23 protein-coding genes are annotated in these 25,924 nt (G+C 62.2%); 10 read left to right on the forward strand and 13 right to left on the reverse strand.

The window, feature by feature from the left end:
• Window positions 1-3: 3 nt before the first annotated feature.
• The 4 genes from RCF49_RS08535 to RCF49_RS08550 are packed head-to-tail and all read right to left on the reverse strand — an operon-like array spanning window position 4 to window position 2,406.
• Window positions 4-447: a DUF1178 family protein gene (locus RCF49_RS08535; protein WP_342643600.1), complete on the reverse strand. Its 444-nt coding sequence runs from the start codon at window positions 445-447 to the stop codon at window positions 4-6.
• Window positions 444-1,307: a carbon-nitrogen hydrolase family protein gene (locus tag RCF49_RS08540; protein WP_342643601.1), complete on the reverse strand. Its 864-nt coding sequence runs from the start codon at window positions 1,305-1,307 to the stop codon at window positions 444-446. The genes RCF49_RS08535 and RCF49_RS08540 overlap by 4 nt, the downstream gene beginning before the upstream one ends.
• 14 nt (window positions 1,308-1,321) lie before the next feature.
• Window positions 1,322-1,579: a glutaredoxin 3 gene (gene grxC / locus RCF49_RS08545; protein ID WP_342643602.1), complete on the reverse strand. Its 258-nt coding sequence runs from the start codon at window positions 1,577-1,579 to the stop codon at window positions 1,322-1,324.
• Window positions 1,580-1,638: 59 nt separating this feature from the next.
• A complete protein-coding gene (locus RCF49_RS08550) occupies window positions 1,639-2,406 on the reverse strand; it encodes a ComF family protein (protein ID WP_342643603.1) in 768 nt (255 codons plus the stop codon).
• 142 nt (window positions 2,407-2,548) lie between these two features.
• Between RCF49_RS08550 and RCF49_RS08555 the strand changes: the two genes are divergently transcribed.
• Window positions 2,549-3,460 (forward strand): methyltransferase domain-containing protein, encoded by a 912-nt coding sequence (locus RCF49_RS08555; protein WP_342643604.1) that lies wholly within the window; start codon window positions 2,549-2,551, stop codon window positions 3,458-3,460.
• Window positions 3,461-3,504: 44 nt separating this feature from the next.
• Here the strand turns inward: RCF49_RS08555 and mutT are convergent, their stop codons facing one another.
• The 3 genes from mutT to RCF49_RS08570 all read right to left on the reverse strand — a co-directional run bounded on the left by mutT (window position 3,505) and on the right by RCF49_RS08570 (window position 6,185).
• The gene (gene mutT / locus RCF49_RS08560) at window positions 3,505-3,903 is read right to left on the reverse strand and encodes an 8-oxo-dGTP diphosphatase MutT (protein ID WP_342643605.1); all 399 of its coding nucleotides are present in this window, start codon (window positions 3,901-3,903) and stop codon (window positions 3,505-3,507) included.
• Window positions 3,904-3,931: 28 nt separating this feature from the next.
• Entirely contained in the window at window positions 3,932-5,173 is a 1,242-nt protein-coding gene (argJ, locus tag RCF49_RS08565) for a bifunctional glutamate N-acetyltransferase/amino-acid acetyltransferase ArgJ (RefSeq protein ID WP_342643606.1), read from the reverse strand.
• A 97-nt stretch (window positions 5,174-5,270) separates the two neighbouring features.
• A complete protein-coding gene (locus RCF49_RS08570) occupies window positions 5,271-6,185 on the reverse strand; it encodes a peptidylprolyl isomerase (RefSeq protein ID WP_342643607.1) in 915 nt (304 codons plus the stop codon).
• Window positions 6,186-6,613: 428 nt separating this feature from the next.
• On the opposite strand from RCF49_RS08570, the gene secA reads away from it, so the two are divergent.
• Window positions 6,614-9,346, forward strand: coding sequence for a preprotein translocase subunit SecA (gene secA, locus RCF49_RS08575; RefSeq protein WP_342643608.1), 2,733 nt, complete (start codon window positions 6,614-6,616; stop codon window positions 9,344-9,346).
• A 186-nt stretch (window positions 9,347-9,532) separates the two neighbouring features.
• Here the strand turns inward: secA and RCF49_RS08580 are convergent, their stop codons facing one another.
• The 3 genes from RCF49_RS08580 to RCF49_RS08590 form a co-directional block, all read right to left on the reverse strand.
• Window positions 9,533-10,255, reverse strand: a complete 723-nt coding sequence (locus RCF49_RS08580) for a murein L,D-transpeptidase family protein (RefSeq protein ID WP_342643609.1) — start codon at window positions 10,253-10,255, stop codon at window positions 9,533-9,535.
• Window positions 10,256-10,572: 317 nt separating this feature from the next.
• Window positions 10,573-11,529, reverse strand: coding sequence for an acetyl-CoA carboxylase carboxyltransferase subunit alpha (locus tag RCF49_RS08585; protein WP_342643610.1), 957 nt, complete (start codon window positions 11,527-11,529; stop codon window positions 10,573-10,575).
• 90 nt (window positions 11,530-11,619) lie between these two features.
• On the reverse strand, window positions 11,620-12,555 hold the full coding sequence (locus RCF49_RS08590) for a site-specific tyrosine recombinase XerD (RefSeq protein ID WP_342643611.1): 936 nt from the start codon (window positions 12,553-12,555) through the stop codon (window positions 11,620-11,622).
• A 293-nt stretch (window positions 12,556-12,848) separates the two neighbouring features.
• Here RCF49_RS08590 and RCF49_RS08595 point away from each other — a divergent pair, with 293 nt between their 5' ends.
• Both RCF49_RS08595 and aroB read left to right on the forward strand, forming a co-directional pair.
• Window positions 12,849-13,427 (forward strand): shikimate kinase, encoded by a 579-nt coding sequence (locus RCF49_RS08595; RefSeq protein WP_342643612.1) that lies wholly within the window; start codon window positions 12,849-12,851, stop codon window positions 13,425-13,427.
• A 95-nt stretch (window positions 13,428-13,522) separates the two neighbouring features.
• Window positions 13,523-14,620: a 3-dehydroquinate synthase gene (gene aroB, locus RCF49_RS08600; RefSeq protein WP_342644159.1), complete on the forward strand. Its 1,098-nt coding sequence runs from the start codon at window positions 13,523-13,525 to the stop codon at window positions 14,618-14,620.
• Between the two features lie 32 nt (window positions 14,621-14,652).
• On the opposite strand, the gene RCF49_RS08605 is transcribed toward aroB, so the two are convergent.
• Window positions 14,653-14,931, reverse strand: coding sequence for a BolA family protein (locus RCF49_RS08605; protein WP_342643613.1), 279 nt, complete (start codon window positions 14,929-14,931; stop codon window positions 14,653-14,655).
• A 137-nt stretch (window positions 14,932-15,068) separates the two neighbouring features.
• On the opposite strand from RCF49_RS08605, the gene RCF49_RS08610 reads away from it, so the two are divergent.
• The 4 genes from RCF49_RS08610 (at window position 15,069) to RCF49_RS08625 (ending at window position 19,868) form a co-directional block, all read left to right on the forward strand.
• Window positions 15,069-15,692: a J domain-containing protein gene (locus tag RCF49_RS08610; protein ID WP_342643614.1), complete on the forward strand. Its 624-nt coding sequence runs from the start codon at window positions 15,069-15,071 to the stop codon at window positions 15,690-15,692.
• A gap of 139 nt (window positions 15,693-15,831) precedes the next feature.
• The gene (gene cobS / locus RCF49_RS08615; RefSeq protein ID WP_342643615.1) at window positions 15,832-16,821 is read left to right on the forward strand and encodes a cobaltochelatase subunit CobS; all 990 of its coding nucleotides are present in this window, start codon (window positions 15,832-15,834) and stop codon (window positions 16,819-16,821) included.
• 24 nt (window positions 16,822-16,845) lie between these two features.
• A complete protein-coding gene (gene cobT / locus RCF49_RS08620; protein WP_342643616.1) occupies window positions 16,846-18,750 on the forward strand; it encodes a cobaltochelatase subunit CobT in 1,905 nt (634 codons plus the stop codon).
• 68 nt (window positions 18,751-18,818) lie between these two features.
• Entirely contained in the window at window positions 18,819-19,868 is a 1,050-nt protein-coding gene (locus RCF49_RS08625) for an esterase-like activity of phytase family protein (protein ID WP_342643617.1), read from the forward strand.
• 22 nt (window positions 19,869-19,890) lie between these two features.
• Here RCF49_RS08625 and RCF49_RS08630 read toward each other — a convergent pair whose 3' ends face one another.
• Both RCF49_RS08630 and rpmB read right to left on the reverse strand, forming a co-directional pair.
• The gene (locus RCF49_RS08630) at window positions 19,891-20,529 is read right to left on the reverse strand and encodes a queuosine precursor transporter (RefSeq protein ID WP_342643618.1); all 639 of its coding nucleotides are present in this window, start codon (window positions 20,527-20,529) and stop codon (window positions 19,891-19,893) included.
• 19 nt (window positions 20,530-20,548) lie between these two features.
• The gene (gene rpmB / locus RCF49_RS08635) at window positions 20,549-20,845 is read right to left on the reverse strand and encodes a 50S ribosomal protein L28 (protein ID WP_342643619.1); all 297 of its coding nucleotides are present in this window, start codon (window positions 20,843-20,845) and stop codon (window positions 20,549-20,551) included.
• A gap of 279 nt (window positions 20,846-21,124) precedes the next feature.
• Here rpmB and RCF49_RS08640 point away from each other — a divergent pair, with 279 nt between their 5' ends.
• A complete protein-coding gene (locus RCF49_RS08640; RefSeq protein WP_342643620.1) occupies window positions 21,125-22,003 on the forward strand; it encodes a DUF3108 domain-containing protein in 879 nt (292 codons plus the stop codon).
• 597 nt (window positions 22,004-22,600) lie between these two features.
• Window positions 22,601-25,921 (forward strand): helicase-related protein, encoded by a 3,321-nt coding sequence (locus RCF49_RS08645; protein WP_342643621.1) that lies wholly within the window; start codon window positions 22,601-22,603, stop codon window positions 25,919-25,921.
• Window positions 25,922-25,924 lie beyond the last annotated feature (3 nt).

A 25,924-nucleotide genomic window follows, 5' to 3' on the forward strand; every position in this document is an offset into this window, starting at 1 on the left:
GCGCTAATTTGCGTCTTCAGGCAATACCGGAAGGGGGTGGATCTCAATCCCCTCCTCCAGCAGGGCCTTTGCATCCTCGAGCGAGGTCTCGCCATAGATGCTGCGCCGTTCGGCTTCGCTATAATGGATCTTGCGTGCCTCTTCGGCGAAACGCGGCCCCACGTCTTCAGCATTCTCGATGACATGCTGCCGGATGCGCCTCAGCAGCTCCAGCACCTGATTGAATTGCGGCGCCTCTGCCGGCCCCTCTGCACTGTCCGGCTGATTGCCGGCCTCATTGCGGCCCGAATTGATCCGCGGCGCCATGATCGCCTTGCTCACCGAGGTGTCGCCGCAATGTGGGCAGGCAATGAGCTGACGTGACGCCTGCTTCTCGAAGGCATCCATACTGGCGAACCAGCCGTCGAAACTATGGCCGTCGCCGCAGACGAGATCATAACGGATCATGACGCAGCCTTCAGCCTCTGATCCGGACTGGGGCAAGCGAATGCCCGCCCATTCTTCAGGGAAGGGACGCGCCCGCGCGCTTGCGCCACCAGGTCGAGATCAAGCTCAGCGAGAATAATGCCGGGTTCCGTGCCGCCCTCCGCCAGAACCTCTCCCCAAGGCGAGATGATCAGGCTGTGGCCGAAGGTCTCACGCTTACATTCATGGTGCCCGCCTTGCGCCGGTGCGATGATGAACACGCCGTTCTCGATGGCCCGCGCCCGCTGCAGCACATGCCAATGCGCTTGCCCGGTCTGCCGGGTGAATGCCGCCGGCACCGAGATGACACTGGCCCCGCTTTCGGCCAGCGCGCGATAGAGAGCCGGGAAGCGCACGTCATAACACACTGTCATGCCAAGGCGGCACCACGGGAGGTCGGCCGCGACCGCCTGGTTCCCGGCAACGAAACTCGCGGACTCGCGATAGCTCTCGCCATTGGCCAGATCCACGTCGAACATATGGATTTTGTCGTAATAGGCGCTGATGGCGCCTTGCGGATTGATCAGAAAAGATCGATTGGCCGCCTTCTCCCCCTCTCGGATGGGAAGCGATCCGATCAGCAGCCAGATGCCCAAGTCTTTCGCCAGCGCGAGAAAGCGCCTCAGCGCGGGATCTTCATCCTGCGGCTTGATGGCGGCGAACAGATCTTGCCGGTTGTTTTCGAGGATCGAGGTCATTTCCGGCGTTGCCACAAACTCGGCGCCAGCCATCGCCGCATCCGTGATCAACGATACGGCGGCCTCGATATTCGCATCGACCTTGCGGCCGGAACACATCTGAACGCAGGCCGCGGTGAACTTCAAAGACGGCGATCCGCTCATTCTTTCTTTCTCTGTCATGCCTCCAGGAGAGCGTCCAGCTTACCTGCACGCTCAAGAGCATTCATATCATCGAAACCGCCCACATGGTGCTCGCCGATAAAGATCTGCGGCACTGTGCGCCGCCCGTTGGCCCGCTGCGTCATGGCCTCGCGCCGTTGCGCATCTCCCGAGACATCGATCTCCTCGAATGTAACGCCCTTGCGGTTAAGAAGGTTCTTTGCCGCCATACAATATGGGCAGGTGCTCGTGGTGTAGATCGTGACCTTGGCCATGTCTTTGTGTCTTGGAAGTTGAAATGAAGGCTAAGCTGCGACGAGATCGTCACATTTCGTCATATATGGAGCTGTGCCGGGTCCAAGACAAGCGCGAACACGAGCACATCGGCCGCAGCGGCGCCCGCTTTGAGCAAAGTCTCGGCACAGGCATTGCTGGTCGCTCCCGTCGTCAGCACGTCATCGACGAGCAGAATGCGCTTGCCGCTGATCTTTCCTCGCTGCCGCTCCGGGACCGCGAAGGCGTTGCGCACATTTCGCCGCCTCGCCCTCTCATCCAGCCAGACCTGCGAGGACGTGGCGCGAACCCGCTTCAGCATCTGCGGCGCGAAGGGCTTCCCGGCCATCCCGGCAATCTTCTGGGCGAGCACAGCGGATTGATTATACCGTCGCGACCAAAGCCGTTTCCAATGCAAGGGCACAGGAACGATCAGATCCGCATCCGCCATCAGCTTGCCGCCGGCCCGCCCCATCATGCGCGCCATGCAGTCGAGCGCATCATGTCGATCGCGATATTTCCCCGCATGCACAAGCTTGCGCGACATGTCGTCGAAAGCCACGGCACCCCGCGCCCTTGCAAATCTGGGGGGGCGCGCAATGGCGAGCGCACTCACCGCGCCCTCTCCCGGATCATAGGGAAAGGGGATGCCGAGACGATCACATAGGGGTTCATCCACGAAGGTGAGGCCATGCCAGCAGCTGGCGCAGAGGCTGCGTGGCTCGGCCGTGCGCGTGCCGCAGGCCAGGCATTGCGGCGGCAAGATGAGATCGACCGCCAGCCGTGCTGCGGTCTCGAACCCCTCGCTGATCCTTACCGATAAGGCCATGGCTCCTCCCCCACCATTTCGCCCCACGGCGACGAGAGGCTGCAATCTCCAATTTGGCGCGCGCCCCCGTGCTTCACGAAATCCACAGGCCCCTGGCGCCAAGCCCCTAGCGGAATCGCATCCGCTTGCCATATTTGGCCGCATGGCAGCGGATCAGACTTCTCTTGAGGCCCTAGCGCCGGTCGTATTCGACCGGGAATTGGTGCGTGCCCGCAGGTCCCGCGCGATCGCGCGAGAAGCGCAAGAGAACCGCCCGGATTTCCTCTCCGCTGCTGTGATTCCCGAGCTTGCCGATCGCCTGAGCCTGATCACCCGCACCTTCACCAGAAGCCTGGTGCTGGCGGCCGGCGCCCGCGCCTTTGCCAACAACCTCGGCATGGAAGAGCGGCTTGGACATCCGGTCACCGCCGAGATCACCAACACTGCGGCTGCGGACCTCATCTGCGACGAAGAAGCCCTACCCTTTGCGCCGGAAAGCCTGGACTGCATCGTCAGCGGTCTGACTTTGCACTGGGTGAATGATCTTCCGGGCACGCTGATCCAGATGCGCCGCGCCTTGCGTCCCGATGGCTTGCTGCTGGCAGCCCTGTTCGGCGGCGATACGCTGAGTGAGCTGCGCACTTCTCTTCTGCTCGCCGAAGCGGCCAGCCCCTCCGGCGCAGCCCCTCGGGTTTCGCCCTTTCTGGACGTCCGCGATGCAGGTGCGCTCTTGCAGCGCGCCGGCTTTGCACTTCCCGTGGTGGACACGGACCGGCTGACCGTCCGCTATTCCCACCCCTTGGCCCTGATGCGAGATCTGCGGGCCATGGGCGCGACCAACGCGCTCCTCTCACGCAGCAGGCGTCCGCTGCGGCGCTCTGTGCTGATGGAGGCCTGCGAGGCCTATGCCGACCAATTTTCCGATGCCGACGGGCGTATAAGGGCGACCTTCCAGATCATCTACCTGACCGCCTGGGCGCCCCATGAAAGCCAGCAGAAACCATTGCGCCCGGGCAGCGCCAAGGCAAGGCTGGCCGATGCGCTGAAGACCACCGAGCACAAGCTGCGGAACTAGAAGGCGAGACCCGATTCGCGTGAAGAAATGCGGCTAAGCAGGATTTAGAGCGCATCGCGCAGATGGGGGATGAGCGGCAGATCCGCGGGCGGCATTGGGTAATCGCGCATCTGCAGCGGCTTCACCCAGGCAAGCTCCTGCCCTTCCCGCCCGGCAATCGTGCCAGACCACCGGCGGCAGACATAGAGTGGCATCAGCAAATGGAATGTCTCGTAAGCATGGCTGGCAAAGGTGAGCGGTGCGAGGCAGGCGGCCGCCACATCGAGGCCGAGCTCCTCCTTCAGCTCGCGGATCAGCGCAGCTTCAGGCGTCTCACCGGGTTCGACCTTCCCGCCGGGAAATTCCCACAGCCCGGCCATGGTCTTTCCCTCCGGGCGTTTGGCCAGGAGAACGCGGCCATCCGCGTCAACCAGCGCGCAGGCGGCCACCAGCACCATCTTCATCACATTACCCTATGGGGCTTGGCAGCCCTCAACTGCGGTAATCCGCGTTGATATCGATATATCCGTGGGTCAGATCGCAGGTCCAAACCTGGGCCTTCCCTTGCCCCACGCCCACATCCACCGCGATGTCGATCTCGCGCCCCTTCATATGCGGCACGATCTCCTCCTCCCGATAGGATGGGTCCCGCATTCCTTGAGCCGCCACCAGCACGCCGCCGATCTCGATCCTGAGATCATCCCGCGAGGCGCCCTCTCCTGACTTACCCACCGCCATGACGATGCGGCCCCAATTGGCGTCCTCGCCGGCGATCGCGGTTTTCACCAGCGGTGAGTTGGCTATCGCAAGGCCGATGCGACGTGCGGCCGGGTCTGATTCGGCGCCGGTGACCGTAATGCTGATGAGCTTCTGCGCCCCTTCGCCATCCCGGACCACCAAGAGCGCCAATTCACGGCAGACCTGATCGAGCGCGCGGCGGAAATCCGCGAGGCTGGCATCACCCGCACTGGCCGGAGCGATATTGCCGGCCTGTCCTGTGGCGAACAGCAGCACGGTGTCGCTGGTCGAGGTGTCGCTGTCGACGGTGATAGAGTTGAAGCTCTTGTCCACACTGGCGGAGAGCAGCGCTTGCAACACCGGTTGCGGCAGCTTTGCATCCGTGAAGATGAAACCGAGCATGGTGGCCATGTCAGGCGCGATCATGCCGGATCCCTTGACGATGCCATTGATGGTGACCTGGACCCCACTGAGGTCGGCCGTCGCGGTCGCAGCCTTGGGGAAGGTATCCGTGGTCATGATCGCCCGCGCCGCCTCGCTCCAGAGATCTGCGCGGGCCTTGCCGGCGAGCCCCTCGGAGAGGGCTTTCTCGATCGGGTCCGTCGGCAGCGGCTCACCGATGACACCGGTTGAGGCGAGATAGACCGCATCCGTAGGGCAGCCAACCGCCCGCCCGACCGCTTCCGCACTCACCCGGACGGCCTCTTCGCCGAGCTTTCCCGTGAAGGCATTGGCATTCCCCGAATTGACGAGAAGCGCGCGGGCGCGGCCATGGGCGAGCTGCGCACGACACCAGTCGACCGGTGCGGATGCGGTCTTCGATCGCGTCAGCACTCCCGCCGCCACCGTGCCCTCATCCATGATCGCGAGCATGAGATCCGTCCGGCCGCGATACCGGATGCCGGCCGCAGCGGTTGCGAACCGAACACCGCGGATCGGCGGCAGTTCAGGAAAATGTGCGGGAGCGAGGGGCGAGACGGGAAGTGTGCCGGCCATGATCAAGTCTCGACAGAGAGGTCATTGAGCAAAGAAACGGCGGCGTGCTGATTAGGCATGCCGCCGCGCAACATCATAACGCTGCTGGTCCGGCCGTCTACTGTCCTTGTGCCGGGCTGCTGCCGGTCTGTGCGGGAACCTGGCCAGGCTGCTGGCCATTGCGCATCTGTTCCATCTGTGCCTGCAGACGCTGCAGATCCGGGTCGACCATCTCCACATCTGCGCCCTTGCGCAGTTCGGCAACCCTCTCCTGCACCTTCTGGCGGAGCACGACCATGGTCAGGCCGCCCTTGACCTTCTCGAAAGGCTGCGCGCCGCCGACCTTACGCTCCAGCACCTTGATCACGTGCCAGCCATATTCGGTCTTGATCGGCTCTGAGATCTGTCCCGGCTGCAGTGAGAACGCGACCTTAGAGAATTCAGGCACCATCTCATCGGCGCTGAAGAAGCCGAGATCGCCGCCAACTTGCGCCGAGCCATCCTTGCTCACCTGCTTGGCGATGTCCTCGAACTTCGCACCGCCTTTGATCTTTGCCAAAGCGTCCTGCGCCTGCTCCTCGGTGTCGACCAGAATGTGCTGAGCATGCACCCGCTCGGCGCTGTTCACCTTCGCCGCCTGCTCGTCATAAAGCTTGCGAACGTCCTCTTCCTTGACCGTAGGCTGGATCTTCTCGTGGAAATAGGCATCGCGAAGCGCCTTGGCCTGATAGAATGCCAGACGGCGTTTATATTCGCCCGTATCCGCGATCGCTTCCTTGACCGCTTCCTGCGCCATCAGATGGCGCTCGACGAGATACTCCACCACGAAGGCATACCGAAGCTGCGGCGGCACTTCGGCAAGCTGCGGCAGGTCATCTGCTGCGAGCTTTACCTCGGAAGCCTTGATCTCGTATCCGTTTACCTTGGCAACGACCGGATCTTCAGCCGGCGCCTGCTGTGCCCGCGCAATGGGTGTCACCGCCAAGGCGACTGCGACGGCTGCGGCGATGCACAGTCCGCTTTTGACTCTCATGATGTCTCCCAGTTTCTTGCCGCCACGCCTATGCGCGCGTCTCAGCTTCGTCTCTTGATCCCACATTTCGGCGACATTGTGCCGACGGACATCTGCCGACGTTGTTGTTATTAGATCCGCCTGATCGGGGGCACAATGGCGGGAAACCTGCTCTCTGACAAGCGGGGAACATCAACTGTCTCTTAAGTCGCACAATCGGTGGATTGCTGCGGACGATTGAACGGCTAGGCAAAGCCGCCTATCTGAGGGCCGGTTCACGAGCACCCGATGCTCCTGCGCCGATCACGTTTTTACGAGTGTGGGTGCGGCGGGATCGAACGCGACCACATCGCAAATTGCGTTCGCTTCCTCGCTCGATTAGAAGACGCGGGAAATACATTGCCAGACCATGGCAGTGCCGAAGCGATTGCCCTAAAGGACTTTGCCTCATGGTTTCCTTCTCAGCGCTGGCTGCAAAGATCTTTGGCCGCTCGGACGCTCGACGCCTGAAGCGCTATTACGACAAGGTCGCAGCGATCAACGCGCTCGAGCCCGAGATGGAGAAGCTCAGCGACGAGGAGCTTCGTGCTCAGACCGCCAAGTTCAAGGAGCAGCTTGCGGCCGGCAAGACCCTCGATGACCTGCTCGTTCCAGCCTTCGCCACCGTTCGCGAGGCGGCCAAGCGCGTGCTCGGCCAGCGCCATTTCGATGTGCAGCTCATTGGCGGGATGGTGCAGCATGAGGGCAAGATTTCCGAGATGCGCACCGGCGAAGGCAAGACGCTGGTCTCAACCGCGCCGGGCTATCTCAATGCTCTGACGGGCAAGGGCGTCCATGTGGTGACGGTCAATGATTACCTGGCCCAGCGCGACGCCGAGTGGATGGGGCGGATCTACCGCTTCCTGGGCCTGAGCGTCGGTTGCATCGTTCATGGGCTCGATGATCAGGAGCGGCGGGAGGCCTATGCCTGCGACATCACCTATGGCACCAACAACGAGCTCGGCTTCGACTATCTCCGCGACAACATGAAATTCGACCTGCAGGACATGGTCCAGCGTGGACACGAATTTGCCATCGTGGACGAGGTCGATTCCATCCTGATCGATGAGGCGCGCACGCCACTCATCATTTCCGGCCCGCTTGAGGACAAGTCAGAGCTCTACCTCACCATCGACGAGTTTATCCCCCGGCTTGCTCCGGAGCACTACGAGGTCGACGAGAAGCAGCGCACGGTCAACCTGACCGAGGAAGGCAATCAGCTGCTCGAGACCTTGCTTCAGCAGGCCAACTTGCTCGAAGGCGAGTCGCTCTACGATGTGGAGAACGTGTCCGTCGTCCACCACATCAACCAGGCGCTGAAGGCCCATAAGCTGTTCCAGCGCGACCGCGACTATATCGTCAAGGACGGCCAGGTCATCATCATCGACGAGTTCACCGGCCGCATGATGCCGGGCCGTCGCTATTCCGATGGCCTGCACCAAGCGCTCGAAGCCAAGGAGCGGGTGCAGATCCAGCCGGAGAATCAGACCCTCGCCTCCATCACCTTCCAGAACTACTTCCGCCTCTACAAGAAGCTCGCCGGCATGACCGGCACGGCCATGACGGAGGCCAATGAGTTTCTGGATATCTACAAGCTCGAGGTGGTCGAAATTCCGACCAACCGGCCGATCCAGCGCGTGGATGAAGATGACGAGGTCTACCGTACGGCGCGCGAGAAATATCAGGCAATCATCGAGCTCATCAGGGATTGCCGCAAGCGCGGCCAGCCGATTCTGGTCGGCACCGCCTCCATCGAGAAATCCGAGCTCCTCTCGGCGATGCTGCGCGAGAACAAGATTTCGCACAACGTGCTGAATGCCCGCTATCACGAGCAGGAGGCCCAGATCATCGCCCAGGCCGGTGTGCCCGGTGCGGTGACCATCGCCACCAACATGGCCGGCCGCGGCACCGACATTCAGCTCGGCGGCAATGCCGATATGCGCATCGCAACCGAGCTTGCCGATATCACCGACGAGGAGGAATACCGGCGGCGCGCAGATGCGATCCGCGCCGAGGTCGAGGAGCGCAAGGCTCAAGCACTCGCAGCCGGCGGCCTGTTCGTGGTCGGCACCGAGCGCCATGAAAGCCGGCGCATTGACAATCAGCTGCGCGGCCGCTCCGGCCGTCAGGGTGACCCCGGCCGGTCCCGCTTCTATCTCTCGCTCGAAGACGACCTCATGCGCATCTTCGGTTCGGACCGCATGGACACCATGCTCCAGCGCCTCGGCATCAAGGAAGGCGAAGCGATCGTCCACCCCTGGATCAACAAGGCTTTGGAGAAGGCGCAGCAGAAGGTCGAAGCCCGCAACTTCGATGCGCGCAAGAACGTCCTCAAGTTCGACGACGTAATGAACGATCAGCGCAAGGTGATTTTTGAGCAGCGCATCGAAATCATGCGCGGCGAGGAGATCTCGGAGACGATCGATGACATGCGTCAGCAGGTCGTTCAGGACCTCGTGACCGATCACATTCCCGAAAAGGCTTATGCTGAGCAGTGGGATGCTGCCGGTCTCCATGAGAAGGTCTTGGAGATCCTGAATTTTGATCTGCCGATCGAGGAGTGGGCGCGCGAAGAAGGCATTGCGGATGAGGAGATCCGCGAGCGCATTCTGAACGAGGTCAACAGCGCCTATGAGGCAAAGCGGCAGCGCTTCACGCCCGAGATCATGGCGCAGATCGAGAAAGCGGTTCTCCTGCAGACCGTTGATCATCTCTGGCGCGAGCATCTGGTGACGCTTGAGCACCTTCGCCAGGCGGTGGGTCTGCGCGGCTATGCCCAGCGCGATCCGCTGAATGAGTACAAGACGGAAAGCTTCACGCTGTTTGAAAGCATGCTGTCCAAACTGCGCGAGGCCGTCACGGCGCAGATGATGCGGGTCGAAATTGTGCAGGATGCCCAGCAGGACCTGCTGCATCATGATGCTCTGCCCCCGATGGAGGCGCATCATGCAGACCCCTTCACCGGCGAGGATGAACTGGCGCTCGCCATCGCGAACTCCGCCGGCCGGCAAGGCCAATTTGGAGCCAGCGCTCCGGCCGTTGATCCGTCCAATCCCGCAACATGGGGCAAGGTGCAGCGCAACGCGCCCTGTCCCTGTGGCTCAGGGCGTAAATACAAGCATTGCCACGGAGCCGTGCGTTAGAAGCCGCATCTACGCACAGCGCGCTTGCATCTCCTGTACGAACAGTACGCGACCGCCCGCCACAGCAATATGATCGGTTACCGAGCGATCGTACGGCGCAAATGGCGCAGAATCCAGGCAAAGCTCCTGACGAAATGACATGAGGCCGTGCGCGTACGGAGAGTAGCGCACACGCCTCGGTGTTGATCACCACCCCTGGATCAGGCGCGGCGCATCAGGGCTGGCGCTTGCGGCGCTCACCCGGAATACCTCCGGGACCGACATATTGTCGTTGAAGAAGACATATTTCTTGTCCTGGACCCCGACCACAGGCGGGCGCCGATATTTCTCAAAGAAGTCATAGCCTTCCTTGAGATTGGCCCAGAATTTGTACCACTTGTGGTCTTTCCGGAAGGCCATGTTCTCGTCGGTCATGCGGAAGGGGAACGCGGCGATCGGAAATTCTCTCTGCCCCGCTATGAACGCTTCGCGCGCCAACGCGAAAATTTCCTCGACCGCTTCATCCGTCATCGCATAGCAGCCCGCCGACCGGCATCCGCCATGCACCATCAGTGCAGAGCCGGTACGCTCGTTCGCTTTGTCGAAAGCATTGGGATAGCCGATGTTGAACGACAGGTGATACGCACTTTTCGGGTTCATCTGCGCTGGCGTGACCACATAGAAACCCTCCGGCGCCTGCCGGTCGCCCTCCTTCTGCTTGGGCCCGAGATCGCCGGACCAGTTGCAGACATTGTAGCTCTTCACCAGCGTATAGGTTCCGGAGGCATTGGCCATCCAGACCTCGAACTCCGATTCCTGCTTGAAGATCCGCACGTAGAGCGGCGCGCCTACGGCGACGCCCTTGCCAGCCAACAGCGCCTTCATCTCCTTTGAAAGCGGCTTTAGCGCCTTATCTGGCTCAGTACTCATTTTGCAGCCGACGAGCAGCAGCCCGAGGCATGCGGCTAGAAACAACCTGAAGACCATATGGAACGTCACGGCCTAGATGATGAACCCTCTTCCCCCGCAAGGGCGAGCCTGCACGAAACCCGTTGTCAAAGCCTTAACCATGTCGATAAGGCCTGGCAATAACCACGAACAACGCCTTTCGGTAGCATTCCCCCTCGATCGACGTGGGTCAGCCGAGCACGTTTAAGCCCGGCCTGATCGAGCAATGCTTATCGCTTTCCCGAGCAGACGGGAATCAAAATCCTGAGATCGTCGCGTCAACTAGCCTTGCGGGCTGATCAGAGATTGCGGCCGATCGCCAGGAACTTCTCACGCCGGGCCCGCCGCAGATCATCTGGCGTCATCGCTTCAAAGCGCCTCAGCTGCGCGGCAATCGCCTCGCCGACGGCGGTCATCACCTGCTCCGGCGCCCGGTGCGCACCGCCCACCGGCTCCCGGACGATCTCGTCGATCACTCCGAGCCGCTTGAGGTCATCCGCCGTGATCTTCATGGCGGTTGCAGCATCCTTGGCACGGCTCGAGTCCCGCCAGAGAATGGATGATGCTCCTTCCGGTGAGATCACGGAATAAATCGAGTGCTCCAGCATCAGCACCGCATTGGCTGTCGCGAGCGCCACGGCACCACCCGATCCGCCTTCCCCGATAATGGTCGAGATGAGCGGAACGCCGATGCGCAGGCAGCACTCCGTTGACCGTGCGATCGCCTCGGCTTGCCCGCGCTCCTCAGCTCCGATGCCGGGATAGGCGCCGGCCGTATCGACGAAGGTGATGACCGGCAATGAGAACCGGTCCGCAAGTTCCATGAGCCGCACCGCCTTGCGGTACCCCTCAGGCCTCGCCATGCCAAAATTGTGTTTGAGACGGGATGCGGTATCGGCGCCCTTCTCCTGCCCGATCACCATGACCGGTTTGCCCTTGAATCGGGCAGGACCGCCAATGATCGCGCGGTCCTCTGCAAACGACCGGTCTCCGGCCAGGGGTGTGAAGTCCGTCAGCAGGAAGCGCGCATAATCGAGCAGATGTGGCCGTTCCGGATGCCGGGCCACCTGCATCTTTTGCCAGGGTTGCAGCGACTCGTAGAGCTGCGCGAGGCTGCGTGCCGTCTTCTGCTCGAGCTGCTTCACCTCCTCTTCGATCTGGACGGAGGATCCATTGGCCGCAGCGATGGCCTTGAGCTCGGCAATCTTGCCTTCGAGCTCGGCAATCGAGCTTTCGAAATCGAGGAAGGTTCGCATTCCCTGTCTTGCATCCCGTAGCGTGAGAACGGCGCCGCCTATATAGGGCGTAGCGGCCGGGCCGGACAGTGGCGATGCGCGCCGCCGATGTCAACCGGCGAGCGGGTGGTTAGCAAGCACCTGCTTCAGTCGCTCCGCAAGCACATGGGTATAGATCTGGGTGGTGGAAATGTCAGCATGCCCCAACATCTGCTGCACGGCCCGGAGATCTGCCCCGCCGGCGAGAAGATGGCTGGCAAAGGCATGCCGCAACACATGCGGCGAGACCGCATCCGCATCGAGCCCCGCCCTGGCGGCAAGCCCCTTCAGCTCCTGTGCAAAATACTGCCGGGTGATGTGGCCGCTCTCGCCATGCGATGGAAAGAGCCAGGAGGAGTCCTGCCCGCCACCGCCAAGCTCGACCATGATGGCGTCGTAGAGCTGCAGCGCCTGGCGCGCGGCCGTGCTGAGCGGCACCAGACGCTCGCGGCCGCCCTTGCCGCGGATCGTGAGAAACCGCTCGTCGGCCTTGACGGTGAGCCGGGTCAATGACACGAGCTCCGAGACGCGCAAGCCTGTGGCGTAAAGCAGCTCCATCAGGCAGTGCATTCGGGCAGCCCGCAGCCGGTCCGCCGGCAGCCTCGCATGGTCCACCTCCTCCCGCGCAAGCCCCAGGAGCCGGTCGACATCCCTGACCGAAAGGACCTTGGGCAGGGCCCGCTTGAGGCGCGGACTATCGAGAATGCTGGTCGGATCGTCCGTGCGAAACCCTTCCGCATAGAGAAATTTATGGAGCTGGCGCAGGGCCGAAAGCCGGCGGGCCGCGGTGCTGGCTGCAAGTCCCGCCGCCTCCAGTGCCGTAAGGTAAGCCCGCAGATCCGCACTATCCGCGCCCGTGATCGTCTTCTGGCGGCCTGCGAGAAACGCCCGATAGTCGCCCAGATCACGCGCATAGGCATCCAGCGTGTTTTTCGCGGCCCCGCGCTCGGCGCTCAGCATTTCGAGAAAGCTCTCGATCAACCGCCCATCAGCGGAAGAGCGTGTCACTGGGCACCTGTTTGACCACAGTGGTTTGTTCCGGCTTTATTGTCGACAAAGCGTATACGGCGCCGTAGACGGCCACGCCGAGACAGCCGAGAATCAGCAGAAACCTAAGACTACCGGGCATTTTCGCCGCACACTCCAAAATAGCCCGAGATACACAATGCATACCCCTTACCGGCCAAGCCAGCAAGTAACGGACTGCTCATCAGATGTGTCAGGACGGGTTGCCCTTTGCGATCGGACGGCGCACGGGCTAAAACGGAGTGCCTGGGGGCATCGAGGAACGTCGGAGTGTGATGAGTTTTCTGCTAAAGATCTCTGATCAGGAGCGGGCGATTGCCGAAAATCTGGCATCGCGGAGTATCGTTCTGGTCGGCCTCATGGGTGCGGGCAAGACGACCGTTGGTCGTCGTCTCGCGCAACGTCTGGGCCTGCGCTTCGTCGACGCGGATCATGAGATCGAGGCCGCCGCGGGAAAGACGATCCCCGAGATCTTCGCCGATCACGGCGAAGCCTATTTCCGCGAGGGGGAGCGTCGCGTCATTCAGCGTCTGCTGCTGGACGGACCGCAGGTCCTGGCCACAGGCGGCGGCGCCTATATGGATGCCTCGACCCGCGAAGCGATCCGTGTTTATGGAATTTCGGTCTGGCTGCGCGCCGATTTGGACCTGCTCATGAAGCGGGTACGGCGTCGTGCCAACCGCCCCCTGCTATATCACGAGGATCCCGAGGGTGTGATGCGGAACCTGATCGAGCAGCGTCATCCGGTCTATGCCGAAGCCGACCTGACGATCGAGAGCCGGGACGTTCCTCACGATCTCGTCGTGAACGACGTGATCCGCGAGCTCAGCGCGCGGCTGGTTCCGGCAGATTAGAGGCGCTCATGTCGAACAATCTCACCCTGTCCACCACCGCCGCAGGCGAGCGTGAAGCTGCCGCTCGGACCGTCGGCGATACGATCGAAACGGTGATGGTGGAGCTCGGCGATCGCCGCTATCCCATCCATATCGGCTCCAACCTGCTCGACCGGGCGGGTGAGCTGCTCAGGCCCCTCCTGGCCCGGCCGCACACCGCCATCGTCACCGACGAAACCGTGGCCTCTCTCCATCACCAACGGCTCGCGGCTTCGCTTGCCGCATCCGGCATCGGCGCCAGGCTGATCGTTGTACCGGCCGGCGAGCAGAGCAAGAGCTTCGCCTGCCTCGAGCAGGTCTGCGACGGGCTATTGGAGGCAGGCATTGAGCGGCGTGATCACGTGATCGCGCTCGGTGGCGGGGTGATCGGCGATCTCGCGGGCTTCGCCTCTGCCATTTTGCGGCGCGGCGTCCGCTTTATCCAGATCCCCACGACCCTGCTCGCGCAGGTGGATTCCTCCGTTGGCGGCAAGACCGGGATCAACGCGGGCGCCGGCAAGAATCTGATCGGCGCCTTCCATCAGCCCGATATGGTGCTGGCCGATACCACCCTGCTCGACACCCTGCCCGCACGCGAGTTCAGGGCCGGCTATGCCGAGGTGGTGAAATATGGCCTCTTGGGCGATGCTCCCTTCTTTCACTGGCTTGAAGAGCATCACCGCGCGATAGCCTCGGCAGACGGACCCGAGCGGCGCCGGGCCATAGCCAGCTGCTGCAGGGCCAAGGCGGAGATCGTCGCCGAGGACGAATTCGAAACCGGAAGGCGCGCCCTCCTCAATCTCGGGCACACCTTCGGCCATGCCCTGGAAGCGGCCACCGGCTACTCCCAGCGGCTGATCCACGGCGAGGGCGTGGCCATCGGCATGGCTCAGGCCTTTCGGTTTTCCGAGCGCCTGGGTCTGTGCGCGCCCGGGACGGCCGAGAAAGTCACAGCGCATCTCTCCGCGGCGGGACTGCCGACCTCCCTTGCTCAGATCGATGGGCCCCTGCCCGATGCGGCGGGGCTGGTGCGCTTCATGCGTCAGGACAAGAAGGCCGTGGCCGGCAAGCTGACCTTCATTCTGGTACGCGACATCGGTGAGGCCTTCATCAGCCGCGATGTGGAGGATGCTGCCGTCGAGGCCTTCCTCGCCGAGGAACTAGCAGAGCGCTGAGTGTCAGGCGGGCGCTTAGCTCTCCCGGAGCTTCAGTCCTCACCGGGTGCGCGCAGCTCAAGCGCTAGGGCGTGAACTCGTCCCGCAAGCTCTTCGGCGAGAATGCGATTGACCATGCGATGCCGCTCGACAGCACGCTTGTTTACGAAGGCCCCAGATACGATATGGATCCTGAAATGACTTTCTCCCTCAGGATGATGTCCGGCGTGGCCCTTGTGGAGGTGTGATTCGTCGATGATCTCGAGGCGCTCGGGCACGAATGCTCGGCTGAGTTTCTCGGAGATCCTTCGCGCGATCGCTCCGCTCGTCATGGCCGTTATCCCCCGAGGCTTGTCGTAGGATGTGATAACCGATTGTTCGGGATCTATAGCCAGAGATATAGCCCTGTCCAGTGGCGCCTATCGTCGCGTTGCGGTGCCCTGGAACGCGAACCATAATCATCGGCGTCATGAAGCTCGACTCGAAATACTTTGATCGTATCCGTGTGAAACCCAACCGTGACCGCATGTCCGATGCGAACGGGCCACGCTGTGAGTGGGCGGGATGTGACAAGCTGGCAACCCACCCCGCACCAAAGGGTCGCGGGCAGGATGGCGATTATCACCATTTCTGCTTCGACCACGTGCGCGAGTACAATGCGTCCTACAATTATTTCAAGGGCATGCGCGATAACGAGTTCATCGATTATCAGCGCGAAGCCATGCACGGTCATCGCCCCACTTGGCGTCTCGGGCAGAATTCCTGGGCCTACCACGCCCGTCGCGCTCGGGCCGGCCGTGAGACGGGCGGTTTCCGCTACAACAAGGACTTCTTTGATCCCCACGAGATTTTCGGCGAGGGGGACGGCTCGACAAAGACGGCGCCCCGGCGGGCCGTTCGCAATGCCGAGCGCAAGGCACTCGATGTCATGGGCCTCGATGAAAATGCGACGCCCGAGGCACTGAAGGCGCAGTTCAAGCGTTTGGTGAAGCGGCATCATCCCGACACCAATGGCGGGAACCGCGATGGCGAGGATAAGCTCCGCGCAGTCATCAATGCCTATAATTATCTGAAGTCGGCCGGATTCTGCTAATCGGAGGTTGGTTGGCGCTTGCAGCTGACACGCACTGCGGACTACACATCTTCAGCCGTCTCAAAAATGCGCTCTGGGCCTTTAAAGCTGGTGTGGATTGCCGACATAGGGCGTGAGCAAACGCTCAGGAAGGATTTCAATGACGCCTCAGGCTAATGGGGAAGTGGCCGGACTGCCCGATATGAAGGTTTCGGTTCGGCAGGTATTTGGTATCGACAGTGATCTGGAGGTGCCGGCCTACTCGCAGGCCAGCGAGCATGTTCCCGACCTTGACGAAGACTACCTGTTCAACCGCGAGACCACGCTCGCGATCCTGGCCGGTTTTGCCCATAACCGCCGAGTAATGATCACGGGCTATCACGGCACGGGTAAGTCGACCCATGTCGAGCAGGTCGCTGCGCGCCTGAATTGGCCATGCGTGCGCGTCAACTTGGACAGCCATATCAGCCGTATTGATCTGGTGGGCAAGGATGCCATCGTCCTGCGCGAGGGCAAGCAGATCACCGAGTTCCGCGAGGGCATTCTCCCCTGGGCGCTGCAGACCAACACCGCCCTGGTGTTCGACGAGTATGATGCCGGCCGTCCGGACGTGATGTTCGTGATCCAGCGGGTGCTCGAAGTCTCGGGCAAGCTGACCCTCCTCGACCAGAATCGCGTGATCCGGCCGCATCCTGCCTTCCGTCTGTTTGCGACCGCCAACACGGTGGGTCTTGGCGACACCTCCGGCCTCTATCACGGCACGCAGCAGATCAACCAGGGCCAGATGGACCGCTGGAGCATCGTGACCACGCTCAACTACCTGCCGACCGAGCAGGAGAACGCGATCATTCTGGCCAAGGTGAAAAGGCTGAACACGCCGGAAGGCCGCAAGCGCGTTGCCGACATGGTGCGGCTCGCTGACATGACCCGTACTGCCTTCATCAATGGTGACCTGTCCACCGTGATGAGCCCCCGCACCGTGATCACTTGGGCTGAGAACACTGAGATCTTCGGCGATCTCGGCTTCGCCTTCCGGGTGACCTTCCTGAACAAATGCGATGAGATGGAGCGCGGCCTCGTGGCGGAGTTCTATCAGCGTTGTTTTGGCCAGGAACTGCCGGAATCGACGGCGCAGGTCACCCTGTCCTGATCCTAATGGAGGCGACTGCAGCTCATGGCGGCGGATAAAGAGGCTCCCGCGGAACCCTTCAAGCGCGCGCTCTCTTTGGCGATGCGCACCCTCTCCCATGAGCCTGAGCTGCAGGTCACATTCGGCGGCGAGACACCTGGCCTGTCCGGCAATCGGGCGCGACTGCCGCAGGTGGACCGCGATCTCGACCCCCACAGTGTTGCGGTCACCCGGGGCGTGGCCGACGCCTTCTCTCTTCGCCTGGCCAATCACAACGAGGCGGTCCACAGCCGTTATCAGCCGGAAGGCCGCAATGCGCGCGCCGTCTATGAGGCCGTGGAACAGGCAAGGGTCGAGTCGATCGGCGCCCGGGACATGGTGGGCGTGGCAGCCAATCTCTCGGCAATGCTCGATGATCGTTACCAGAAGCGCTCCTTAAGTCAGCTGCGTGACCGCAAGGAAGCACCCCTCGAGGAAGCGGTCGGCCTGCTCGTGCGTGAGCGCCTCACCGGCGTTCAGCCGCCCGAGAATGCGCGCCTGCTGGTTGACCTCTGGCGCCCTTGGATCGAGGAGAAGGCTGGCCGCCAACTCGACACATTGGCAGACCATATCGGCGACCAGACCGCCTTCGCCCGCATGACCCGCGATATCATCGCCTCCCTCGATATGGCGGACGAGTTGGGCGAGGATCCCGACCAGCAGGACGAGGACAATAGCGAGGACGGCGAAGCCGCTGATGGCAGCCAGCCCGACGAGGGCAAGCAGAGCGAGGCGCAGGAGGCGGAGAATGCCGAGAGCGAGGACGTTCGCGAAGCCCAGGGCGAGCTGGAGAGCAGCGATCAGCAGACCACGGATGTTGATGTAAACGAGGTCCCCGACGACGCCGAGACGGAAGAGGCGCCCGATGGCAGCGAGCCCTGGCGGCCGCAATTGCCCTTCTCGAGCACCGGCAACGAAGACTTCTACAAGGTCTTCACCCATGCCTTCGATGAGGAGATCCTGGCCGAAGAGCTTTGCGATACCGATGAGCTCCAGCGGCTGCGCAACTATCTCGACAAGCAGCTTTCCCATCTGCAGGGCGTGGTCGCGAGGCTGGCCAACCGCCTGCAGCGGCGCCTTCTGGCCAAGCAGAACCGCTCCTGGGATTTCGATCTCGAGGAGGGCATCCTCGACGTTGCCCGCCTGTCGCGGGTGATGACCGATCCCTTGCATCCGCTCTCCTTCAAGATGGAGCAGGACACCAATTTCCGCGACACGGTGGTCACCCTGTTGCTGGACAATTCAGGCTCCATGCGCGGCCGGCCCATTACGGTTGCCGCGACTTGCGCGGACATTCTCGCCCGCACCCTGGAGCGCTGCGGCGTCAAGGTCGAGATCCTTGGCTTCACCACCCGCGCCTGGAAGGGTGGCCAGTCCCGCGAGCGGTGGCTCTCGTCGGGTAAGCCCGCCTCCCCGGGCCGTCTCAACGATTTGCGCCATATCATCTATAAGGCAGCCGATACGCCCTGGCGCCGGGCGCGGCGCAATCTCGGCCTGATGATGCGCGAAGGCTTGCTCAAGGAGAACATCGACGGCGAGGCCCTGATCTGGGCGCATAACCGCTTGCTGGCCCGCCGCGAACAGCGCCGGATCCTGATGGTCATCTCCGACGGTGCGCCGGTTGATGATTCAACCCTTTCCGTCAACCCTGGCAATTTCCTCGAGCGGCATCTGCGCCAGGTGATCACCGACATCGAGAACCGCTCGCCTGTGGAACTGATCGCCATCGGCATCGGTCATGATGTAACCCGCTACTATCGCCGGGCTGTCACCATCGTCGATGCGGAGGAGCTTGGCGGTGCCATGACCGAAAAGCTCGCCGAGCTTTTCGACGAGGACATTCCTCGGGGCCACCCGGCTCAGCGCGGCCGCCCGCGTTCCCGCGGCCAGCGCCGTCAGTCCGCGGCCTGAACGCCCGTCGAAATTGCGACAAAGAGCCAGCCTATAGCTGCCGGCATCCGTTGGCATCGGGGAACCCTATGCGTCGCATCGCTGTCACAACCTCCATGATCCTCGGTCTCGCCAGTGCCATTGTCGTCGGACAAAGCGCATGGGCACCGGCTCAGGATATCGAGACGGGCCCCGTTGCTATTCGGACGCGTCCGATCGAGTTTACCCTTGGCACCCCCAGCGAGACCTATGGCAAGCTGAAATGGCGTGGCGGCCTGCAGCTCAGCAGCAGCGATGACCGTTTCGGTGGCTTTTCCAGCATTGTCGTGACCGAGGACGGCAAACGGCTTCTCGCTGTGAGCGATGACGGCTGGTGGCTGCGCATGAACCTGTCTTATGCCGCATCCGGTCAACTGAGCGATATCAGCAACGCCGAAATGGCGCCCCTGCTCAACAAGGACGGACGTCGCGAGAAACGAAAGTTCAACAGGGATGCCGAGGCGCTCACCGAACTGACACCCCGCGGCCCCGATGGCCCCGTGGCCGTCGGCTTTGAGAACAAGGTCAGGATCGAGCAATACGAGATCGGCAAGAACGGGCTGCCGACGAGACCGACAGCGGCCATCCCGCTCCCGGAAGCCATGCGCAAGGGGCCGCACAATGCTCAGCTGGAATCATTGACCCGCTTTGCCGACGGCAAGTTCAAGGACCACCTGCTCGCCATCAGCGAGAACAATGTCAACAAGCAAGGGAACATCAGGGCCTGGCTGCTCGGCGACAAGAAGCCTCTCACCTTTGCCTTCGAGAAACTCGAGACCTTCGCGATCACGGATGCGATCGTTTTGCCGGACCAGAGCATCATCACGCTCGAGCGGGACTTCTCCCGGTCGGACCGCCGGCTGCGTATGGCGCTGCGGCGCTTTCCCTCGGCGGGGATAAAGGAAGGCGCAACGCTGAAGGGCGAGGTTCTCTTGATTTCCGACTGGCCCCAGACCAGCATCGACAATATGGAGGCGCTCGCGACCTATCGCAGCCCGGATGGAGAGCAGCGGCTCCTCATCATGTCCGACGACAATTATAACGGCTTCCTGCAGCGGACATTGCTGCTGCAATTCGCCTTGCCCGACGAGCTGGGCTAGACCGCTCCACCGTCCAGAGTCGTTAGGCCAGATCCTCGCACCCGCGCACCGTCTCCAGCGCCGGGATGATCCTGCGCAGGGCGCCGAACGGCAATAACAGCACCACCGCCACCGCGAGCTTCACCGCGAGATCACCGAAGGCCCAACCGACCCACACCGGCAAATGGACTTGCACGAGCCCGAGATTGTAGGCGGCTGTGGCGAGACCCGTTCCGGCGAAAGCGAGCGAGAAAAAGATGCCCGTATCGGCCAGCGACCCCAGCACGGAAGAGACGAGCGGCGGCCGCCACCAGGCCTGATAGCGCAACCGGTTGAACACCATTACATCAAGCAGCTGCGCGAACAGAAAGGCGCAGGCGGAGGCGAGCGCGATGCGAGGGCCAGCGATCAGGATCGATAGGATGGCTGCGAGCGCAAAGCCGACATAAACGACGCGCCTGGCAAGAGCCGGACCGAAGCGCCGATTGGTCAGCTCTGTGACAAAGAAGCTCAAGGGATAGGTGAACGCGCCCCAGGTCAACACATCCGCAAGCCCAAAGGGCTCAAACGGATACTGCACCAGGATATTGGAGGCCGCGACCACGGCCACCATTGCAAGCACAGGAATGACGAGCTGCGCGATCTGTCCACTGCGAGGGCGTACCGGCGGCGTCGGAGCCATGCCGCGGGAAGGCCGCCGATCAGGCAGCCGCAGCAGCCGCGATCTTCTTCTCGAGCAGCCGCTTCACCCGGCGAGCCTGGGTGGAGAGCTCTTCGTCCTTGGCCTTGAGCAGGAAAGCATCCAGGCCGCCACGATGCTCGACGCTCCGCAGCGCATGCGCGCTCACGCGGAAGGAATAGGTCTGGTTGAGCTTCTCGCTCATGAGCCGCACGCTGCACAGATTCGGCAGAAACCGCCGACGGCTCTTATTGTTGGCATGGCTGACATTATTGCCAGTCTGCACGCCTTTCCCGGTCAATTCGCAACGGCGGGACATCTTAGTGCTCCGGTCAATTCTGATGTGGTGCGAGCCAGGCCCGAATGAGCATGACCGCTCGCAGCGCTTCCGCGCCCGATATTGGATGCGTTGCTATAAGGCGGCAACGCCGTCGGGTCAAGTCGGACAGCCTTATTCAGCGCGCATTCATCGGCCCATATACATCAAATCGAGGGATCGAACATCATGCTGGCCTCTTCGCCCTTGAATGTCACCGCATCCAGACCTCATGTGATGGGGTCAGCCGCCGATCGACGGACACTCAATCTCGGATGGATCATGGCACAAGCCTCATCATCGCCGATCGCCAGGATGCATAGCCTGGCCCTGGTCTGCGCAAGCGCCTTAAGCCTGCTGTCGCCGCTCACCGGTGTCATCTCCCCGGCAAGCTCGGCCGAGGCTGACAAGATCTCGCTGAAATTCGATGTCATCGCCCATGGCACCACAGTCTATGACATTGGCATCGATTACAGCTTTTCACCTGGGGAATACTCGGCCCAGGTGAGCGCCGCCACCACTGGCCTTGTCGGCTTCTTCGTCGACGAGCAGCTCGAGATGAGGGCAAGCGGCAGCCTTGATCAGTCCTCCGTTCGCCCGGCCCGCTTCACCTATCGCGAAACCGATAGCGACGGTCGCAAGAGCACCGAGATGCGCTGGGGCGCCGCCAATGTAGACGTGGACCGCAGCTACGACCTGGAGGAGGAACGCGCGCGCGCCATTGAACAGGCCATCGACAAGCCGCTTCCTGACCCGCTGAGCGGGGTTCTCAATGCCGCCCTCTCTTCCTCCGGCAAACCCTGTTCAGGCACGCAGCGCGTCTATGACGGCAAGGAAGTGTTCGCCCTGAACTTTTCCTATCTCGGGCAAACCCAGTTCGAGGAGAAGAATGCCGCCTATCGCGGCCCGGCCTACAAGTGCCAGGTGCAATATAAGTCCATAGCCGGTCTGTCCAAAAAGAAGGCCGAGCGGAACCGGGCCAATCCCCCTGTCTATACGGTGTGGTTCGCGCCGGTGCATGCGGCGGCCGCCAATCGTGACCTGCTCGTGCCGATTGCGGCGACGGGGACGATGAAGGGCCGCAGCGTGCGGATCATCGCTAGGAAGGCCTCTGTGAACGGCACGCCCTTGGCGAAATCCGCGCGGGCCGCCACCGAGTGATGTCCCGTTTTGGTGCAATTCGGTTAATGCGAGGGCCGATTGCATCGGATCTTCATAAGCCGATCACGCTGGGAAAAACCAGGCCTTGTGGTATAATATGATCAAACCTCTACATCTTGTTGCGAACAAAGAACGAATATGGCGTGATGAGCGATTCGCACACCATACGTTCTGCTTTGTTCCCTCTCGTTAACGGGTCTCTGCCGAAAGCCCTCCCCAGATGCAACGAATGGGTAACCAAGAAATGCCGCTGTTAACTCTTGACCCGAGTAACCGGCATAGGCTAGCGCGTCTCCGAGGACATCGCTGGTCACCGCCTCATAACGGAAACAGCGGAAACCTTGGGGGTTCGCTTGTGAACAAATGCGGAAAGTCCCGGGAGTCAGCGATTCGGTCGATCTTTGTTCTCCCGCCGTTCCAGAGATGAATGAGGCGCCTCATTTTGGCACAACTGTTCAGGCCGGCACGCTTAACGGATCCCCGACCGATGGAAGCGGCCTCTCTCTCAGGCGAGAACCCTTGCTTTGGGCCAGCCAATAACCCTATGTCCGGTGCGCCGCGTCTTGTAACCGGCCCAGCCTCGAGCACAGCATCAATATGAAAAGCATCACGGCGGTTCTCGGTCCCACAAATACCGGTAAGACCCATCTCGCAGTCGAGCGTATGCTTGGCCACGCCACGGGCATGATCGGGCTGCCACTGCGGCTGCTTGCGCGCGAAGTCTACGATAAGGTCTGCAACAAGGTTGGCACCGGTGAGGTGGCTTTGGTCACTGGCGAAGAGAAGATCGTGCCGGCCAACCCGCGCTTCTGGGTCTGTACCGTCGAGGCCATGCCGCCGGAGCTCGATGTTGATTTTCTCGCGATCGACGAGGTTCAGCTCGCGGCCGATCTCGACCGCGGCCATATCTTCACCGATCGGATTTTGAATCGGCGCGGCACGCAAGAGACCATGCTCCTGGGCTCCGCCACCATGCGGCCGATGATCGAGCGGCTCCTGCCGGGCACAAATTTCATCACCCGCCCGCGCTTCTCCAAGCTCACCTTCTCCGGCAGCAAGAAAATCACTCGCTTGCAGCCGCGCAGCGCCGTGGTCGCCTTCTCCGCTGAGATGGTCTATGGCATCGCTGAGCTCATTCGCCGTCAGCGCGGTGGTGCGGCCGTTGTACTCGGTGCGCTCTCACCCCGCACCCGCAATGCGCAGGTGGCGCTCTATGAATCCGGCGACGTCGACTTCCTGGTGGCCACCGATGCGATCGGGATGGGCCTCAACATGGATGTCGACCACATCGCCTTCGCCCAGGCCCGCAAGTTCGACGGCTTCAACTTTCGCGACCTGACGCCCGCCGAGCTTGCCCAGATCGCCGGGCGCGCCGGCCGCCACATGAATGACGGCACCTTCGGCGTGACCGGTGAGGTTGAACCTTTTCCGCGCGAGGTGATCGACCGCATCGAGAATCATAATTTCGAGCCGGTGCGCATGCTGCAATGGCGCAACAAGGAGCTCGACTTTACCTCGATCGAATCCCTTCTGCGCAGCCTCGCCGAAAGCCCGAACATTGCCGGCCTGATGCGCGCCCAGTCCGGCGCCGATCAGATGGCTCTCGAATACCTCGCGCGTGATCCCGAGATTACCGGCCGGGTTCGCGGGCGCGAGGCGGTCGAGAGGCTATGGGAGGTCTGCCAGATCCCGGATTATCGCAACACCATGGGCAGCGATCACGCCAATCTGGTGGCCCGCGTCTATGGCTTTCTCAGCTCCCCCGACGAGCGTATTCCCGGGGATTGGTTTGCTCGGCAGCTGAGCCTTGCCGACAATATTGAAGGCGATATCGACACGCTCGCGACGCGTATCGCCCATGTGCGAACCTGGACCTTCATCGCCAATCGCAATGATTGGCTTGCCGATGCCGAAGATTGGCGCGAGAAGACCCGAGCCCTTGAAGACCGCCTGTCGGATGCTCTTCACGAGCGCCTGTCCCAGCGTTTCATCGATCGCCGCACCAGCGTGCTCATGAAACGCATGCGGGAAAAGGAGCGTTTGGCCGCCTCTGTCGAGACTGGCGGTGAAATCATGGTGGAAGGTGTGTTCGTGGGTCATATAAAAGGGTTTCACTTTGTGCCCGACACGAGCGGTGACACATCCGAAGGACGAACATTGCGGGCAGCTTCCATGAAAGCCGTTGCGGCAGAAATTTCCGATCGCGCAAAGCAGCTCGTCGACGATCGGCAGGAACTTTTCGGGCTGACCCGGACCGGTGCGGTCACCTGGCGCGCGGCGAAGGTGGCGCGCCTGGTGGCAGGCCCGCATATCCTGAAGCCTCGTATCGAGCTCATAGCCGACAATCAATTGTCGGGCCCTGACCGCGAGGCCGTGCACAAGCGGCTTGAGCAATTTGTCGAGCATCGCATCGGCGAAGTGCTGAAGCCTCTGGTCCAGCTGGAGGCGGCGCAGGATCTCCAGGGTCTAGCGCGTGGCTTCGCCTTCCGTCTGGTCGAGCAGCTTGGCAACATCAAGCGCGAGGAAATCAGGGAAGAGGTCAAGCTGCTGGATCAGGAGGCGCGCGCGAGCCTCCGCCGGTACGGTGTTCGGTTTGGCGCCTTCCATGTCTTCCTGCCGCTGCTGTTGAAGCCGGTCGCAACCGAGCTGAAAGTGCTGTTATGGGCCTTGCAGGAGCAGCAGGCCGGTAGGCTCGATGTGGAGAATTTGCCCGAGCCGCCACCTCAGGGCCTGACCTCGACGCCGGCTGATCCGAAAGCCCCCAACGGCTTCTATGACGCGGCTGGCTTCCGCATCTGCGGAACCCGCGCTGTTCGCATCGACATGTTGGAGCGGCTCGGAGACATCATCCGCCCGCGCGTTTTCTGGAAGCCTCAGTCGGAAAGCGACGTGCGGCCCAGCGGCTCGGTGGAAGGCGGCGGCTTCACCGTCATACCAGACATGATGTCGCTGGTCGGCTGCTCCGGTGATGAATTCGCCGGAATTCTGCGGGCACTCGGCTTCCGCTCGGAACGGCGCGTGATCGCTCCACCAGCTGCAGCACCGCAGACCGCACCTGCCGATAAGGAACCAGCCCCTGAGGCCGTGACCGCTGATGCTCCGGCCGCACAGGCCGCAGGATCGGAGCAGGCGCACAATGATCCAGTCGCGGCCTCTGAGGCAGAGCATGCGGTCCCAGCGACGGCAGATCAGAATGAGGTGGCCGAGACAGCCGCTGCCCCGGAGCAGGCCAACGACTCCGTATCTGCGACCGCCGCAAGCCCGGCTGATGTGACGCCGGCTGACCTGCCGCCTTCTGAGGGCTCTCTCGCTGAGATGGCCGCGAGCGAGCAATCCGTCGGGAACGAGGGTCAAACCGAAGCCCTGCTTGCTTCCGCCGAACTGCCCTCTGGGGAGGCCAAGAGCGATGAAGCGGCCAACACCGAAGCGGCTGCCGCAGAACCGGCTGCCGACGGCGCCGCCTCGAGCCCTGGCGCCGGCACGCCGAGGGCCAAGGCCAAGCCGGCCGGCGCGAACGAACCGACCGAAATCGAAATTTGGTGGCCGAAGGATGCAGGCCCGTTCAAGCGGCAGGGGCAGCAGCGGTCAGACCAGCGTCGCCCCCGCCATGGTGCGCCTCGGGATGGCGCCGCGCAGGGCGAGCGTTTCACCAAGGGCGGACCCTCCCGGCATGGCGAGCGCCGTCGCGATGGGCAAGGCCAGCAGAACCGGCCCGAAAGCGACGGCGGGCGGAAAGGCCAACCCCGCCGCGATCAGCCGCGCGCTGATGCCGCCCATGGCGAGCGTAGGGACAAGCGCGGTGATGAGCGACAGCAACAGCGACAGAGACGTGAGGAGGCCGCCCGTGCCGATTCGCCTTTTGCAGTGCTTGGCGCATTGAAAGCCGAGTTGCTGCAGAAGCGCAAAACTGGTCAGTGACCG

The sequence above is a fragment of the Rhodoligotrophos sp. CJ14 genome (genome assembly GCF_038811545.1).
In the GTDB taxonomy this organism is placed as follows: domain Bacteria; phylum Pseudomonadota; class Alphaproteobacteria; order Rhizobiales; family Im1; genus Rhodoligotrophos; species Rhodoligotrophos ferricapiens.